The organism is Algibacter sp. R77976 (assembly GCF_044594645.1).
Classification (GTDB): domain Bacteria; phylum Bacteroidota; class Bacteroidia; order Flavobacteriales; family Flavobacteriaceae; genus Algibacter_B.
On the sequence record NZ_CP138989.1, the window covers coordinates 2955868 to 2972745 of the forward strand.

The following is a 16878-nucleotide window of genomic DNA, read 5'->3' on the forward strand; positions in this document are numbered from 1 at the left end:
TATTACTTCTCTAAATCATTAATATTTTTAACAATAGTTGGTAGGTTTTTAAAATGAACATACGACTTATTGTAATCACTCAATTTTAAAGCTGGCGAACCTTGTAAAATCTCATTATCTTTTACATGTCTACCAATACCAGATTGAGCTTGTATTTTAACATTATCACCAATAGTTATGTGCCCGGCAATACCTACCTGACCTCCTATCTGACAGTTTTTACCAATTTTTGAAGAACCTGCTACACCAGTTTGAGCAGCTATAACCGTATTATTTCCTATTTCTACGTTATGCGCTATTTGTATTTGGTTGTCTAGTTTTACACCCGCTCTAATTATTGTTGAACCTAAAGTGGCTCTATCTATTGTTGTTGCTGCACCAACATCTACAGAATCTTCTATAATTACATTTCCAATTTGCGGAATTTTACTGTAACTACCATCCTCATTTGGTGCAAAGCCAAAACCATCTGCTCCAATTATTGCGCCAGCATTTATAACACAATTTTTACCAATAATAGTTTCTGAATAAATTTTTGCTCCAGAAAAAACAATCGTATTATCATCTATTACTACATTATCTCCAATATAAGCGTTAGGAAAAATTTTTACAGAATCGCCCATTACAACATTTTCACCTATATAGCTAAATGCTCCTAAATAAACATTTTCACCGTATCTTGATGAATCTGCAATAAATGATGGTTGCTCTATTCCTACTTTATTATTCTTAACCGAATCGTAATACTCTAGTATTTTCGAGAATGCTAAATATGCATCATCAACTTTAATTAAAGTAGTTTCTACACGATTATCCGGCACAAAAGTTTTATTTACAATAGTAACCGAAGCTTTTGTTGAATATATATATGGTGTATACTTAGGGTTTGCTAAAAAAGTTAAAGCACCTTCAAAGCCTTCTTCAATTTTGGCTAATTTAGATACTTCAATATCAGGATTTCCTACTACATCGCCTTCTAGTATCCCTGCAATTTGTTGCGCTGTAAATTTCACACTTTGTAGTTTGATGTTGTTTTTTGTTTGATTGAAGCAAAAATAGGAAAAATGTGTTAAAGTTTAACCTTTGGGTAACATATATAATATTTAGTAACTGGTTTTGATAGCGCCTTAAGATTCAATTGATCTGATGCTTTAACTATATCTTGAATTTTTCCAGACTTATGTAAAATGTTAATCTGTTTAGTATTTAATTGATATGCCTGATTTGAAATACTGCCTTGAAACACAAAATACTTGGCTTCATCTTCTGAAACATTATACTCATTAACAATAGCTTCAATGTGCTTTTTTAAGCTGCTTTTTTTGATTTTTTTATTCTTTATTTTGATTTTAAGCAGGTTTCTATTAATAATCATCTCACAGAGATGACTAAGCACAAAGTCTTCATGATACTGCCATTGTTTCATTGCAGAGATGATATCATAATCGTCTAATCGAGAAAAAACCTGAAGTGTTTCATCATTAAAATTATCAAACGATATTTTGTTTTTCAAAAAGTACATAAGGGCATCGCTAGCTTGTAGTTTATGTCCTAAATCATATAACTCTTTAGCGCGCTGCAATACTCTAATAAGTAATTGCTCTGCAACTAATCCCGTTTTGTGCAAATACACCTGCCAATACATTAAGCGTCTGGCTATAATAAATTTTTCTACGCTATAAATACCTTTTTCCTCTACAACCAATTCATCATCTACGGCATTTAACATAGTAATTAAACGTTCACTATTTATATTACCTTCAGCTACTCCAGTATAAAAACTATCACGCTTTAAATAATCTGCTCTATCCATGTCCAATTGTCCAGAAATAAGCTGACACATAAACTTTCTTGGGTACTCTCCTTTAAAGATTTGGATGGCAAGCGTTAAACTTCCGTTAAATTCTTCATTTAAACGCTCCATAAATAACAACGAAATCTCTTCATGAGATACATTATTTACTATAGAATGTTCCATAGCATGAGAAAATGGACCATGCCCAATATCGTGTAAAAGTATAGCTGCATAAAGTCCCGTTTCTTCTTCTTCAGATATTGTAACCCCTTTAAAACGAAGCACATTAACCGTTTGTTGCATTAAATGCACACAACCAATAGCATGGTGAAATCTAGTATGGTGTGCACCAGGATATACCATATAAGACAAACCCATTTGCGTAATTCTGCGTAAGCGCTGAAAATATTTATGTTGTATTAAATCGAATATTAGCGAATTTGGAATTGTAATAAATCCGTAAATTGGGTCGTTTAATATTTTAAGTTTGTTCAAGCTTTAATATTTTATATTAAATAATTACAAATATAAGCCCATAATGGGCATTTTGATGAAAACGTTTTAATAATATAATTAATTACAATAATATGATAAAAATACTTTGGGTGGATGATGAAATTGATTTACTAAAACCACATATTTTATTTCTTGAAAAGAAAAACTACCAAGTAACAACTTGTAATAGTGGTACAGAAGCCATTGATGTATTAGATGATGAAAATTTTGATATTGTATTTTTAGACGAAAACATGCCTGGTTTAACAGGTCTTGAAACACTACATGAAATTAAAGAGAAAAAAGACAATCTTCCGGTAGTAATGATTACCAAAAGTGAAGAAGAATATATTATGGAAGAAGCTATTGGAAACAAAATAGCCGATTATTTAATAAAACCTGTTAACCCGAATCAAATATTATTAAGTTTAAAAAAGAATCTAGATCATTCCAGACTAGTTTCAGAAAAAACGACTTCAAACTATCAGCAAGAATTTAGAAAAATTGCTATGGATTTGTCTATGGTAAATAGTTATGAAGAATGGGTGAACTTATATCAGAAATTAATTTACTGGGAAATTCAACTAGAAGATATTGAAGATATTGGCATGTTTGAAATTCTGGAATCACAAAAAAACGAAGCAAACATTCAATTTGGAAAGTTTATAGAAAAAAATTATGCAGATTGGTTTAAGCCTAATGAAGAGTCTCCAGTAATGTCTCACACCCTATTTAAAGAAAAAATTGTTCCGGAAATTAGCAAAGAACAACCAACACTTTTAGTAGTAATTGATAATTTACGTTACGACCAATGGAAAGTGTTCGAGCCAATAATAAATAATTACTACAAGAAAGATAAGGAAGACGCTTTTTTTAGTATCCTACCTACCGCAACCCAATATGCTCGTAATGCCATATTTTCTGGATTAATGCCTAGCGATATGGAAAAACTATTTCCACAATATTGGAAAAATGATACTGATGAAGGCGGAAAAAACATGCATGAAGCCGATTTTTTAGAATCTCAATTAAAACGCTTGAGCTTATCACATTTAAAATATGAGTATCATAAAATAACTAATTTAAAAAATGGTAAAAAATTAGCAGACAACTTTAAATCTTTAAAAGACAACGACCTATCTGTTATTGTTTACAATTTTGTGGATATGCTATCACACTCTAAAACAGAGATGGAAGTTGTTAAAGAATTGGCTTCGAACGATAAGGCTTACAGATCTTTAACATTAAGTTGGTTTAAAAACTCTCCGCTTCTTGATATGATACAACAAGCCCAACAACTTGGGTTTAAATTAATTTTAACTACAGATCATGGCACTATAAACGTAAAAAACCCATCAAAGGTTATTGGAGACAGAGATACTAGTTTAAATTTAAGATATAAAACAGGCCGTAGTTTAACTTACGAGAAAAAAGATGTATTAGAAAGCAAAGACCCTAAGGAATTACATTTACCCACTATAAACATGAGTAGTTCTTATATTTTTGCAAAAGGTGATTTGTTTTTTGCTTACCCAAACAATTATAATCATTATGTAAGTTATTACAGGAATACATACCAACATGGTGGTGTTTCGTTAGAAGAAATGATCATTCCTTTTGCAGTCTTCAACCCTAAATAAAATCCATTAAAAGCAAATAACATCGATGAAATACATTATTTCTTAGGTTATTAGAATTATTTTATTTATTATTGTATCTAAATTTTATTGAAAATTGGAAATTCATTACGAAATTAATGAGGTTGAGCAAGTTGCAAAACAACTCATTGAAAATGTAAAAACAAAAACAATATTATTCTATGGTGATGTTGGGGCCGGTAAAACAACACTTATTAAAAGTATAGTTAAAGTTTTAGGTAGTGTAGATGAAGTTAGCAGTCCAACATTTTCAATTGTAAATGAATATAAATTAAAAGATGAAAAGATTTTTCATTTTGATTTATATCGAATTAATGATGCTGAAGAAGTTTACAATTTTGGAATAGAAGATTATCTTGAATCTGATTTTTGGAAATTTATTGAATGGCCCGAATTAATTAAGCCCATTTTATATGATGACTTTGATATAATTTATATAAAAACAGACATAAAAAACAACCGAATTTTAAGTTTAAACAACTAGTAAACAACCCTATAACCGCCTGCTAATGATACATAAATAACATATTCTCCTTTAAATTTTGAAGTTTTACGGGATACCCGCATCAAGAATTTTAAAAATCATTGTTTTTAACATAATTTTAACATTTAACGATATACTTCAAGATAGTCTTTGTATAAATTTGGAGTATTAATTAATTAAATCCCTTAAAAATGAAGACTAAAAAATTTTTAATTGCAATAGCAATTTTCGGAGGTGCATTATTTATGGCATCAGCGGCAACTCAGTACAACTTAGATGCAGAACAAACAGCAAAAATTGAAAAAGCAAGGCTCAAGCAAAAGCACATTGCCTAAACAAAGTAATATTGTTATAGGAAGTGTAGTTGCTACATTAATTGCTATAACACCTTATTTATTTTACTTACATGAAAGTGTTCCAAATGTACAAGTTTGGGACACTTTTTTATTTACTTATAATAGTGGTTATTACGAAAGTGTAAATCTTGTTTTTTGGGTTCTTACTGGCAAAATCTTACCTTTATATTTACTTTTTTTGTGGTTTTTTACCTGTAAACATTGGTGGTATCACACATTATTGGTTCCAATAGCAATGTATGCCTATCAAACATTAGATGTAATAAACAGAGATGTGGAGGTTTTTGATTCCAATCAATTAATATATCTAATTCCAGTAATGGCAGTTATTATTCCATCAATTTATTTAATTAGAGCACGTTTATTCAACAAAATTAATGAGGCAACAAAATCTATGGAAGAATTAGAAGATGAGTTTAAGATATCTCCTAAAAACTTTTGGGATAAAATAAAACAGTATTTTTAACTACTCTAATCTATCTCTTTCTTTTAAATCAATTTCTTTTTTATTATTAGTTAATCTAAAGTTTCCAAACTTATAATTAAAACCAAAAGTAATTAACCTGTTTTCAATTCTTGAATTCAATAGTACATCTTGATTTAAATATTTAGTTGTTTGTGTAAAGTTTAAGGTATTAAACACATCAACAACACCTACGCTAATAGAGGCTCTATTATTCCATAAAGTTTTTCTTAAACTAATATCTAAACTTGAACGTTCACTTAAATTAGAAGGGCCATCTACCAAAGAAGATATATACAGGTAAGATACATCTGCAGTTAAACTTTTATCTTTAAGGAAAGAGAAGTAATTAATTATTTGTCCATATAAACTCCATTGCTTGGTAGTAAACAATGCATTATCACTTTCAATTGCAAAGAATTGATTATCATAATAAAAGTATGATGATAAAACATACAAATCCCAATTATTAATAATAGATGTATACGTCGTAAAATCTAAACCATAAGAAATACTTCTATCAATATTCGTATTTATATATTTTAAAATATTTTCATCATTATCTTGGAATAATATTTCTATTGTAGGATCACTTTCATATCTATAATATGCTTCAAAAGTATATTTTTGGTTAAAGGTGTAACCCAAAGTAAAAACATCATCAATTTGTGGTTGTAAATTAGGGTCGCCTGTCAAATAGCTGTTATCATTTAAAAAGTACTTAAATGGATTTAATTCACTATATCGTGGTCTATAAATGCGCCTGTTATAATTAAAGTAAATTTCGTTGTTATCATTCAATCTGTTCAACACATGTAAAGATGGAAAAAACTTCCCGTATTTTTTATCATTTTTAGTGTTTGTTGATAATGAATTTCCTTTAATATTAGTTAATTCTGTTCTCAATCCTAATTTTAAACTCCATGAATCCCAATCTTGAGAGTAGCTATAATAAACCGCATAGTTAGTTTCGTCATACAAAAACGTATCTGAGTTTTCAAAATCTTGCTCACTTTCACCATTTTCAAAATTAAATTGATTTAAAATACTTTCTGAATTTATATTTGATATTTTAAAACCAGCTTCAAATAATCCTGAGTCACCGACGGGAAGCTCATAATCTAATTGACCTGTATAAAGTTTTATTTCTTGACTAGAAAATGTTTGAAATCTATTGTTTCTAATAAGTGACCTGTCTGGAAATAGATAATCGGTATCCACATTTTGGAAGCTAGAAAAATCGTAATTTGTATAATGCGCACTAATTAAAAGCTTCTCCCCTTCTTTTTTAAATTTATGAATATAATCTAAAGTAAAAGCTAGATTAAATGTTTCATCAACTTTTTCGTTATCTGTAATAAATGTAGAATCTAATACTTTAGTATTACTAAACACATCGGTTATAGAATTAATATCGGTTTGCGTGTTCTCACGAGGCGCTATAAGCATACTTGATGAAAAGCCCAGGCTATTATTATCATTTATCTCATAATCAATATTTGCATTTATATTTTGGTTTGTGGTTTCTCTAACACGCTTATAGTCCGTTTCCCAACTAGAGGTTGTTTCTCCTTCATCAAGGAAATTGACAAACTCATTATTATTTCGGTAATCTTTTCTTGGACTAATACTATAGTTTAAATAGGTGTTTAACTTTTTTCCTTTGAAAAAATGACTTGTACCTGCTGAATATTTTGGGTACTCACTACCTTGTTTATAATTTCCAAAAACACTTCCATTATAACCCGCCACAATATTTTTACTAGTAACAATATTAATAACAGCCCCACCTTCAGCTTCATATTTTGCAGGTGGATTTGTAATAACTTCTATAGATTTTATATTACTTGCAGAAGTGCCTTCTAGAAGCTGCTGTACTTCGTTTGAAGATAAATGCACTCGCCTATCATTTATATAAATAACTGGTGTAGATTGTTTTACAGTAATTTTTTCGTTATTTACTAAAACACCGGGAGTATGCTTTAAAACGTCTAGAACATTATTATTAGAGAGTGTAGAATTCTCAACATTAAAAACTAATCTATCAACTAATCGTTTAACGGTTGGTCTTTTTGCTACTATTTTTACGCCATCTAGTTCTTCAAAATTTTCTTTCAGCAAAATTAATCCTAAATCTAAATCTTGATTTAGTGATATCTCTTTTAAAAAATCTTCAAATCCTAAAAAACTGATTTTAATAGTATAATCGCCTTTATCAATGTTTTCAATTAGAAAAACACCAGCTTCATTGGTTGTAACTCCTTTTACAACTTCTGAATTCCCCTTATTTAATATAACCACATTTGTATACGCTATTGGTTTATTAAATGTATCATTTACAATACCATTTACTCTAAATTGTTGAGAAAAACATAATGTAGAAAGTAAAAAAAGAAAAAATGTAAGTAGTTTATTAAGCATGTGCTAATTTATAGAAACAAACTTAAAATAATAAATTTGAACGTGTAAAAATAATGCGACAAATGGTTATTTTATCTGACAAATAAAACCGTTAAAACACATTTACTATCTAAGTATGACATTTACATTTATTTATTAAGAATATATTTAAATTAAAAAAATTATTTGTAATTTGAAATTCAATAATCTGATATAATATATGTCTAAACAACCTCTTTCGCCTTTTACAAAGCAACAACTATTACCACAAGAAGAAACACTTGAAATATTTAAGAAAAAAGGAGAGCTTTTTATAGGGATACCCAAGGAAACTGCGTTTCAAGAAAAGCGAATTTGTTTAACACCAGATGCTGTTTATGCATTAGTCTGTAATGGCCACAGAGTTTTAATGGAGTCTGGAGCTGGTGAAGGTGCTAATTTTAGTGATAAAGATTATAGTGAAGCGGGTGCAGAAATAACTAAAGATGTAGCCAAAGTATTTTCTTGCCCAATGATTTTAAAAGTAGAACCGCCTACTTTAGATCAAATAAAGCTAATAAATCCGCAAACCATTTTAATTTCAGCGTTGCAATTAAAAACGCAGACAAAAAAATACTTTGAAGCCTTAGCTTCAAAAAGAATAACCGCTTTAGCTTTTGAATTTATTAGAGATACGGATGGTAGTTATCCTGCAGTAAAATCACTAAGTGAAATTGCGGGTACAGCTTCTGTTTTAATTGCTTCAGAATTACTTTCGGATACTAAAAATGGTAATGGATTAATGTTCGGTAATATTAGCGGCGTTCCACCCATTGAAATTGTTATTTTAGGTGCTGGTACAGTTGGCGAATTTGCAGCAAGAAGTGCCTTAGGTCTTGGCGCGGGGGTTAAAGTTTTTGATAATTCAATCACAAAATTAAGACGCATTCAATCTCAATTAGGACGTCCTCTTTTTACATCAACTATACAACCTAAAAATTTGCAAAAAGCTTTAAAACGTTGTGATGTTGTTATTGGTGCTGTTCGGGGAACTAACAGAGCGCCTATTGTAGTCTCTGAAAGCTTAGTGCAATCTATGAAAAAAGGTGCTATAATAATTGATGTAAGTATAGATATGGGTGGATGTTTTGAAACTAGCGATGTTACGTCGCACAAGCAACCAACATATATTAAACATAATGTCGTGCATTATTGTGTGCCAAATATTCCTGCCAGATACCCAAGAACAGCAACCGTTTCTCTTAGTAATATCTTTACACCTTACTTGCTTAAAATTGCAGAAGATGGTGGCATAGAAAATTCTTTAAGATTTGACAAAGGTTTAAAAAATGGATTGTATTTTTACCATGGCATTTTAACAAGCAAACCCGTTGGTGAATGGTTCGATTTAAAATATAGCGATGTTAATTTGCTAATATTTTAATCGAATAAGAAACTCCAACTTTAAAAAACTTTAATGAAACTTATTCAACGTATTGGTTATTATTTAGGTGGTTTTTCTATTGGATTAATCATTTTAGCCTTTTTTTTAAATGGAAAAAAAACATCTTGTGCATATGGTCCAGAATCAAGGGTTTTAAAAAATATAAACTCAAAAAATCTGATTTTTAGCCAAAATATTACAGATCTTTTAAAAAACAAAGTACTTGATTCTTCAGATATCGCCTATATTTTAAAGAAAGGAGATATTAACTTCTCTAAAAGTGAACCAAGACAAGAACCATGTGGTGTTTATGTTATTGAAGGTTTCTATAATGATGATGACGTTATTCTTACTGTCGAAAATTGTGATAGTATTGCTACACTTCAAAACCTAACTATCCTAAAATAATATGCTAAAACGCCTCTTTGATGTTGTTTTATCTTTAATTGGATTAATAGCTATTTCACCTAGCCTTCTATTAATTTCTATTTTAATAAAATTAGATTCAAAAGGCCCTGTATTATTTATTCAAGGTCGCGTTGGAAAAAACAACAAAGACTTTAATATTTATAAGTTTAGAACTATGCGCATGGAGTCTAATAAAAAAGGGCTTTTAACTTTAGGAAACAATGATTCAAGAGTAACAAAAATTGGCTATTTTTTAAGACGTTATAAAATTGATGAGCTTCCACAGCTTATTAATATAATTAAAGGAGACATGAGTTTTGTAGGCCCAAGGCCAGAATTACGCTATTATGTTAACTTTTATAATGAAGATGACATGACGATATTTAAAGTTCGACCAGGGATTACAGGTTTAGCATCTTTAAAATATAGGAATGAAGTTGAATTATTAAAAGCAGCTAAAGACCCAGAAACTTACTTTATAAAAACAATAATACCAGATAAATTAAAATACAATAAGGAATATATTAAAAGAAGAAATTTCTTTTTTGATTTAAAACTTATTGGACTTACTATTATTAAAGTAATTACCAAATAAACCTATAACTAATCTATAGGCTTGTAGCGCAATTTATTTATTCATATTTTACCAATTAATGTATTATATTGTCTAAATGAATACAGAAACTGAAAACCATATTGATGAATTATTAAAACATTCTGGTTTATTTTCTTCAGAAGATCTTTTACAAAAAAACAAAGAACAACTTAATTTTTCAAATGAAAACATTCTAATAACTGGTGCTTCGGGAACTATAGGTAGCGGATTAGTTAATCAATTGGTACGTTGTAAATTCAAAAAACTTATTCTTATTGATAATGCTGAATCACCTTTATATGAACTTATAAAATCGTTGGAGTTTGAAGAAAAAAGCAACATCCATTTCAAACTAATTGATATAACAAATAAAGAATCATTACAACATGTTTTTGCAGAGCACAAGCCCTCAATTGTATTTCATGCAGCAGCATATAAGCATGTTCCCTTAATGGAAACTCATGCAATATGCGCAGTAAACACTAATGTTTTTGGCACTAAATTACTTGCAGATTTATCTTATGAGTATAAAACCAAAAAATTTATATTTATTTCTACTGACAAAGCCGTAAACCCTATAAATGTTATGGGGATTTCTAAAAAGATTGCTGAAAACTATTTACATTATTTAAACACCAAAAATAATACACGTTTTATTATAACAAGATTTGGAAACATATTTGGGTCCAATGGTTCTGTAGTACCATTGCTAAAAAAACAAATAGAATTTGAGCAACCGTTAACTATTACTGATAAATTAATGTCCAGATATTTTATAAGTAAACAAAAAGCTTGCGGACTAATACTAGAACTTGCAAAAAATAATAATTACAACAACAATGCCTATACGTTTAATATGGGAAAACCCATTTTGATTTCAGATATTATTGAAAGATTAATTATAAAATGTGGTAAGCAAAAAAATAATTTAAAAATTAAAGTTACTGGCTTACGTCCTGGAGAAAAAATTCATGAAGAATTAAAATCAAATGACGAGATGTTAATTCCAACTGATAATGACGGCATCTTAATTATAAAACAACACGGAACTCCAGAGACAAACGAAATCAATTTTAATAGACTTAAAAAAATAACTCCTAAAACAAGTAATAAGGAAATCAAATCAATTTTAAAATCTTACCTCTAAAAATTACTCTACAAATTCTTTCTGCGTTTTTTTTCTTTAGAAAGCAAAGCCAGTTCCCTACCAGTTTGCCCAGCAACAGAAGTGTTTTCTTCTGCCCTTCTAATTAAATAAGGCATAACATCTTTTACTGGTCCAAAAGGAATATACTTGGCAACGTTATAACCATTATTTGCTAAATTATAACTAATATGATCACTCATACCATATAATTGACCAAACCATATGCGAGTATCATTATTTGCCAGTTCTTTTTCATTCATTAATTCCATTAAAAGATAAGAGCTATCCTCATTATGGGTACCGGCAAATAAAGACATACAGTCAATATTATTAATCATATAACGTAAAGCTTGATTGAAATTTTCATCTGTTAAAGCTTTACTTTCACAAATTGGAGATTTATACCCATTATCTTCTGCTCTATCATTTTCTTTTTCCATATACGCGCCTCTAACAAGTTTATATCCTAGAAAGTATTTACCAACATTCGCCTTTTCATGTTCTTTTTTTAAAAAAGCCAACCTATCGTGTCGGTACATTTGTAATGTATTATAAACTATAGGTTTTTCGGTGTTATACTTTTGCATCATTTTAGTTACTAAATCATCAGCAGCATCTTGCATCCAGCTTTCTTCTGCATCAATTAAAACGGCTACATCATTTTCTTTTGCTTTGTTACAAACAGTATCAAAACGCTCTACTACTCTTTGCCATTCACTTTCCTCTTCACTAGTTAAGTTTTCACCATTACCAATTTTTTCATATAAATAAATACGACCAAATCCGGTAGGTTTAAAAACAGCAATAGGAATAGCATCAATGTCTTTTGCAAAATCTATAATTTTTAAAATTTTATCTTTTGCCGCATCAAATTCTTTTTCATTTTCTTTTCCCTCTACAGAATAATCTAAAACCGAACTCACTCCTTTACTGTACATATTATCAATTACAGACAAGCAATCATCTTCATTAACACCACCACAAAAATGATCGAAAACGGTAGACCTAATTAAACCTTCAATGGGCAAGTGTGCCTTAATTGCAAAATTAGTAGCTGCCGTTCCAATACGAACTAAAGGTTCTATGGATATCATTTTAAATAAGAAGTAAGCACGTTCTAGTTCGGAATCTGATTTTAAAGAAAATGCAACTTCTGTATTATCGAAAATTAAATCTGTATTCATTACTATAAAATTTGATTAAATATAATTATAGCTAAGTTATCATTTTATATAAAAACTCCTTAATTTTACTGCCTTAAAAATAACACCATAATTTATGGATTCTATTAAAGCAAATGATAGTATTGTTCACTTCAATGAGAATTGCTACAGTTCAATAAATCAACATATTAAAGAAAATAATTTTTCTAAAATTTTCATTCTTGTTGATGAAAATACACATCAATATTGTTTGCCTAAATTTTTAGAAAATCTTGAAACAAACAAGTCTATAGAAATTATTGAAATAGAATCAGGAGAAATAAACAAAACAATTGATACTTGCGTTGGTGTTTGGAATACACTTTCTGAACTTGATGCCGATAGAAAAAGTTTAATGATTAATATTGGTGGTGGCGTTATAACAGATTTAGGTGGTTTTGTGGCTTGTACATTTAAAAGAGGAATATCTTATATAAATGTACCTACTAGCCTATTGTCTATGGTCGATGCTTCAGTTGGAGGTAAAACTGGTGTTGATTTAGGACATTTAAAAAACCAAGTTGGTGTAATTAGCAATCCAGATTTAGTACTTATAGACACAAAGTTTTTAGACACTTTACCTAAAGAGCAAATGCGCTCTGGTTTGGCAGAAATGCTTAAACATGGTTTAATTACAGGAGAAAATTACTGGAATAAATTTCAAGATTTATCAAAACTATCACTAGATAATTTAGATGAATTAATTCATGAATCTGTTATTATTAAAAGAGATGTTGTTGAAGAAGATCCTTTTGAAAATGGACTTCGTAAAACCTTAAATTTTGGTCATACACTTGGTCATGCAATTGAGTCCTATTACTTAAGCAATCCAAACAAAACAACATTACTCCATGGTGAAGCTATAATTGTAGGAATGATTTTAGCCAGTTATATTTCAACTGAATTAGTTGGATTCCCTAAAGAAACTACTTTAAATATCAAAAGCTTGTTTTTAAGTTATTACGACAAAGTTGAATTTGACAAAAACGACTTTCCTGCTATTATTGAGTTACTTAAATATGATAAAAAGAATAATCACGGTAATATCAATTTTGTACTTTTAGAATCTATAGGAACTTGTAAAATTGATTGTTTAGTTGATAATAAATTGATTCTTGATGCATTTGAGTTTTACGCTAGTTAAACAACTTAAAACTCATTTTTGGTCATAAAAAAGCATCTTTAAAAAAGATGCTTTTTTTATATTAAATATGTTTTAAAATATTTCTAAGCTTTTTTAAATCTTCCGAAAAAACCTTTTTTCTCTGGAGTGCCATAATATCCATATTTAGCACCATAACCAAAATTAGATTGCTTAACGTCGTTTACCACAAGCATCATATTATTAAGCTTATTTTCAGCATTTAACTCTTGAGCAAAGTTTAATATTTTCTTTTCAGTATGGTCTGCTCTTGTCATATAAATAGTATGTCCAGCATATTGACTTATTAATAAAGTATCTGTAACTAACATTGAAGGCGCTGTATCAACGATGACATAATCATAATCTTCCGAAACTTCATCAAATAAGTCCTTAATTCTGTCATTCATTAATAATTCTGCTGGATTTGGCGGCACTTTACCAGAAAGTAAAATATCTATGTTTATGTCATTTATATTATAATCATTAATAGAGTCAGCAATATTAACAGTTTTATCAGCTAAATATTCTGTTAATCCTAATTTCGAACTATCCGTATTTTTATCTTTTTTGTTTTTAAATGCTGAATAAATTTGAGGGTTTCTAATATCTGCTCCAATCAACAATACTTTTTTACCAGTATTAGCAATTGTAAGCGCCATATTTAAACTAAAGAATGATTTACCTTCACCATTAATTGTTGATGTAACATAAATAACATTATTATTTTTATTATCAACTTTTCCTCTTTTAATATAATCAAAGTTTGTCCTTATAATTCTAAAAGATTCTGACAATATAGATCTATCATTACGTTCGATTAAGCTTTTGTTATTACCAGATAATCTTGGTACTTCACCTAAAACAGTAATACCCTTTATTATTTTTTCTAAATCTTCTTTATTATGAATTTTAGTATCCAACAAGTTTAAAACATAGATAAAACCAAAAGGAATAAGCACCCCGATAATAATGGAAGCTAAATATACCGTTGTTTTTTTCGGTGATACAGCAATATTACTTGTATGTGAATCATCAATAATTTTTGCATTTGGAGATGTAGATATTAGTGAGATGGTTGCCTCCTCCCTTCTTTGCAAAAGAAATAGATATAAAGACTCTTTAACTCCTTGTTCACGTTCAATATCCCTAGACTTCCTTACTTGGCCGGGAACAGCATAAATTTTTGAGCTGAGCTTAGCCAATTGATTCTCAAGGCTTCTAATTTGTAATCCAACAGTTTTTGATGAATTATCTAAACTCTCTTGCAGATTATTTTTTAAGGTATTTAATTGTTGATCTAAATTTACTATTATTGGATTTTTTTCGTTCGAACTTTTTAAAAGTCGATCTCTATTATCCAAAAGCTCATTATACCTAATAGCGATTGAATTCACAGAACCATCAGATAGCCCAATATTTGAAGGTATTCGAGCAAAAGAATCATCGTTTATTTGATTCTTCATAAAATTAATTTTATTAAACTCTGTTCGATTAGTGGCTAATTGTTGTTCGGTTTGGGCATTCGATTCTAAATATATATTCGCTTCAGATGAAATATCTGTTAATTTATTTCCAGTTTTAAATGACTCAATCTCATCATCAACTTTTGAAAGATCTGTGGCTATTAAATCAATTCTTTTATTGATAAAATCGGCAGTATTATTTGATATAGTGTTTTTTTCTTCAATTGAAACTCTATTATATTCGGCAATCAAATTATTAATAACTGCAATAGCTCTATTACTTGAAGGATCGTCCAAAGAAAAGTTGATTACTTTTGATCCGTCAGATGCAGGAGAAATTCGAATTTTACTTCTATATCTCTCAGCTATTTTATCAATAGAATTAATTTGAACATAAATTGTTTGTCCAACTAAATTTGATAAATTTTCTATATTTGGAGTAATTATAATATCGCTTATTGGGGTTGGAACATTTCTTCCAAAAAACATTTTTTCGGAAACTTCTTCTCCAGTTAATCTAGAGTTATAAATAAAATTAAACGAAGTTTCAGAAGTTATTTGGACATTAAAACTAAAATTTGAAGCGTATATAACGGAATCTGGTTCAATAAAATTTACTTTAATAGGAGATCTTGTAATAGGGAAAAATTGGGTGTGATGAAATCGTCCTTTCGAAAAAAATTGTTGGTTTAATTTTAAATTTTTTACAACTCCCTTCATTAACTTTCGAGACTTTAGTATTTCAATCTCATCCTCAATCGATTCAACATCGGTATTCGAGGTAAGCCCCATATCACTAAGCACTTGTCCTGCTGGGTTAGAGCCAGCATCTTTACCCATAAGCATGATTTTTGCCGTGGCGTTGTATTCTGGAGTGGTATATCTTAAATAAAAAAAGGCTAATGTGATACAAATTAAACAACTCAAAACAAACCATATCCATTGTTTCAAATATGCTCCAATTTCTTTTTTTAAATCAAGGCTATCTGTTGGATTAACTGAATTTATTGTATCCATATTTGAATTCATAAACTAATTTCGTGTTACAAAAATTAATGCTGTAGTAATTAAAAAAGAAGTTATACTTATAATAGTTCCAATTCTAGAATCCCCAGAAGCACCACTTCTTGCAGAATTATTAGGCTCAACATAAACAACATCATTTTGAGTTAAATAAAAAACTGGCGAATTAAACAATTCTTTATTAGTTAAATCAACTCTCGTATAGGTCTTAGTACCATTAAAATCTCTAATTACCATGACATTCTCACGCTTACCTTTGATAGATAAATCTCCCGCCAAAGCTAAAGCTTCTAAAATAGTTATTCTTTCTCCAGAAACATCATACCTCCCTGGTGAACTTACTTCTCCTATAATAGAAATTCTAAAATTTTGAATTCGAATGTTTACTATGGGATCTTTTAAATAGTCTGATAGTTTTTTTTTAAATAATATTTGGGCCTCCTGTACAGTTAATCCTAATAATTTAATCTTTCCAAGTACAGGGAAATCAATATTGCCTTCAATGTCAATCAAATAATCAATTAACTGAGGTTGACCACTTTCGCCACTACCTTCAATAAGTAAATTGAATGGTTTAACCGCCTCTAAATCAAAAGTGGAGACAAAAATACTAACAATATCATTAACTTTAAATTTAGGTGCAAATGTATCGGTGTCTACTATAGTTTCAAAATCTTTTGCGTTTTGAAAGTAAACTACTTCTTTTTTAGTAACACATGATGAAAATAAAAGTAAAACAACTATATAAGTTATTTTAAACGCTTTTTTAATAAAATTAAAAACCATTATTTTAAGATTTGGGGTGTAAAATACGAGATTTTA

At 29.3% G+C, this 16878-nt stretch carries 15 protein-coding genes; 9 read left to right on the top strand and 6 right to left on the bottom strand.

Going from position 1 to position 16878, the window contains the following annotated elements:
- Positions 1 to 2 precede the first annotated feature (2 nt).
- Together lpxD and SJY43_RS12620 are read right to left on the bottom strand one after the other, a co-directional pair.
- Positions 3 to 1013 carry a UDP-3-O-(3-hydroxymyristoyl)glucosamine N-acyltransferase gene (gene lpxD, locus SJY43_RS12615; RefSeq protein WP_396601102.1) on the bottom strand — a complete coding sequence of 337 codons (1011 nt, stop codon included), beginning with the start codon at positions 1011 to 1013 and terminating at the stop codon, positions 3 to 5.
- A gap of 56 nt (positions 1014 to 1069) precedes the next feature.
- Positions 1070 to 2290: an HD domain-containing protein gene (locus SJY43_RS12620; RefSeq protein ID WP_396601103.1), complete on the bottom strand. Its 1221-nt coding sequence runs from the start codon at positions 2288 to 2290 to the stop codon at positions 1070 to 1072.
- Positions 2291 to 2382: 92 nt separating this feature from the next.
- Here SJY43_RS12620 and SJY43_RS12625 point away from each other — a divergent pair, with 92 nt between their 5' ends.
- The 4 genes from SJY43_RS12625 (at position 2383) to SJY43_RS12640 (ending at position 5254) form a co-directional block, all read left to right on the top strand.
- On the top strand, positions 2383 to 3930 hold the full coding sequence (locus SJY43_RS12625; RefSeq protein WP_396601104.1) for a PglZ domain-containing protein: 1548 nt from the start codon (positions 2383 to 2385) through the stop codon (positions 3928 to 3930).
- A 94-nt stretch (positions 3931 to 4024) separates the two neighbouring features.
- Entirely contained in the window at positions 4025 to 4432 is a 408-nt protein-coding gene (gene tsaE / locus SJY43_RS12630; RefSeq protein ID WP_396601105.1) for a tRNA (adenosine(37)-N6)-threonylcarbamoyltransferase complex ATPase subunit type 1 TsaE, read from the top strand.
- A 191-nt stretch (positions 4433 to 4623) separates the two neighbouring features.
- On the top strand, positions 4624 to 4767 hold the full coding sequence (locus tag SJY43_RS12635; protein ID WP_396601106.1) for a hypothetical protein: 144 nt from the start codon (positions 4624 to 4626) through the stop codon (positions 4765 to 4767).
- Positions 4730 to 5254: a hypothetical protein gene (locus SJY43_RS12640; protein ID WP_396601107.1), complete on the top strand. Its 525-nt coding sequence runs from the start codon at positions 4730 to 4732 to the stop codon at positions 5252 to 5254. The genes SJY43_RS12635 and SJY43_RS12640 overlap by 38 nt, the downstream gene beginning before the upstream one ends.
- Here the strand turns inward: SJY43_RS12640 and SJY43_RS12645 are convergent, their stop codons facing one another.
- Complete coding sequence (locus tag SJY43_RS12645) at positions 5255 to 7672, bottom strand: TonB-dependent receptor domain-containing protein (RefSeq protein WP_396601108.1); 2418 nt, start codon at positions 7670 to 7672, stop codon at positions 5255 to 5257. It lies immediately after the preceding gene.
- A 199-nt stretch (positions 7673 to 7871) separates the two neighbouring features.
- On the opposite strand from SJY43_RS12645, the gene SJY43_RS12650 reads away from it, so the two are divergent.
- The 4 genes from SJY43_RS12650 to SJY43_RS12665 all read left to right on the top strand — a co-directional run bounded on the left by SJY43_RS12650 (position 7872) and on the right by SJY43_RS12665 (position 11224).
- Entirely contained in the window at positions 7872 to 9074 is a 1203-nt protein-coding gene (locus tag SJY43_RS12650; RefSeq protein WP_396601109.1) for an alanine dehydrogenase, read from the top strand.
- A 33-nt stretch (positions 9075 to 9107) separates the two neighbouring features.
- Complete coding sequence (locus SJY43_RS12655) at positions 9108 to 9482, top strand: hypothetical protein (RefSeq protein WP_396601110.1); 375 nt, start codon at positions 9108 to 9110, stop codon at positions 9480 to 9482.
- A gap of 1 nt (position 9483) precedes the next feature.
- Positions 9484 to 10077 carry a sugar transferase gene (locus SJY43_RS12660; protein ID WP_396601111.1) on the top strand — a complete coding sequence of 198 codons (594 nt, stop codon included), beginning with the start codon at positions 9484 to 9486 and terminating at the stop codon, positions 10075 to 10077.
- Positions 10078 to 10153: 76 nt separating this feature from the next.
- Positions 10154 to 11224, top strand: coding sequence for an SDR family NAD(P)-dependent oxidoreductase (locus SJY43_RS12665; protein ID WP_396601112.1), 1071 nt, complete (start codon positions 10154 to 10156; stop codon positions 11222 to 11224).
- 8 nt (positions 11225 to 11232) lie between these two features.
- On the opposite strand, the gene SJY43_RS12670 is transcribed toward SJY43_RS12665, so the two are convergent.
- Complete coding sequence (locus SJY43_RS12670) at positions 11233 to 12408, bottom strand: proline dehydrogenase family protein (protein WP_396601113.1); 1176 nt, start codon at positions 12406 to 12408, stop codon at positions 11233 to 11235.
- Positions 12409 to 12502: 94 nt separating this feature from the next.
- On the opposite strand from SJY43_RS12670, the gene aroB reads away from it, so the two are divergent.
- On the top strand, positions 12503 to 13570 hold the full coding sequence (gene aroB, locus SJY43_RS12675; protein WP_396601114.1) for a 3-dehydroquinate synthase: 1068 nt from the start codon (positions 12503 to 12505) through the stop codon (positions 13568 to 13570).
- A gap of 83 nt (positions 13571 to 13653) precedes the next feature.
- Here aroB and SJY43_RS12680 read toward each other — a convergent pair whose 3' ends face one another.
- Positions 13654 to 16050, bottom strand: a complete 2397-nt coding sequence (locus tag SJY43_RS12680; RefSeq protein ID WP_396601115.1) for a GumC family protein — start codon at positions 16048 to 16050, stop codon at positions 13654 to 13656.
- A 15-nt stretch (positions 16051 to 16065) separates the two neighbouring features.
- On the bottom strand, positions 16066 to 16842 hold the full coding sequence (locus SJY43_RS12685; protein ID WP_396601116.1) for a polysaccharide biosynthesis/export family protein: 777 nt from the start codon (positions 16840 to 16842) through the stop codon (positions 16066 to 16068).
- Positions 16843 to 16878: the final 36 nt, after the last annotated feature.

Coding starts and splice junctions, on each gene's coding strand:
- SJY43_RS12625 (WP_396601104.1), top strand. CDS start 2,383: ATGATAAAAATACTTTGGGTGGATGATGAAATTGATTTACTAAAACCA.
- SJY43_RS12635 (WP_396601106.1), top strand. CDS start 4,624: ATGAAGACTAAAAAATTTTTAATTGCAATAGCAATTTTCGGAGGTGCA.
- SJY43_RS12645 (WP_396601108.1), bottom strand. CDS start 7,672: ATGCTTAATAAACTACTTACATTTTTTCTTTTTTTACTTTCTACATTA.
- SJY43_RS12650 (WP_396601109.1), top strand. CDS start 7,872: ATGTCTAAACAACCTCTTTCGCCTTTTACAAAGCAACAACTATTACCA.
- SJY43_RS12655 (WP_396601110.1), top strand. CDS start 9,108: ATGAAACTTATTCAACGTATTGGTTATTATTTAGGTGGTTTTTCTATT.
- SJY43_RS12660 (WP_396601111.1), top strand. CDS start 9,484: ATGCTAAAACGCCTCTTTGATGTTGTTTTATCTTTAATTGGATTAATA.
- SJY43_RS12665 (WP_396601112.1), top strand. CDS start 10,154: ATGAATACAGAAACTGAAAACCATATTGATGAATTATTAAAACATTCT.
- SJY43_RS12670 (WP_396601113.1), bottom strand. CDS start 12,408: ATGAATACAGATTTAATTTTCGATAATACAGAAGTTGCATTTTCTTTA.
- aroB (WP_396601114.1), top strand. CDS start 12,503: ATGGATTCTATTAAAGCAAATGATAGTATTGTTCACTTCAATGAGAAT.
- SJY43_RS12680 (WP_396601115.1), bottom strand. CDS start 16,050: ATGGATACAATAAATTCAGTTAATCCAACAGATAGCCTTGATTTAAAA.
- SJY43_RS12685 (WP_396601116.1), bottom strand. CDS start 16,842: ATGGTTTTTAATTTTATTAAAAAAGCGTTTAAAATAACTTATATAGTT.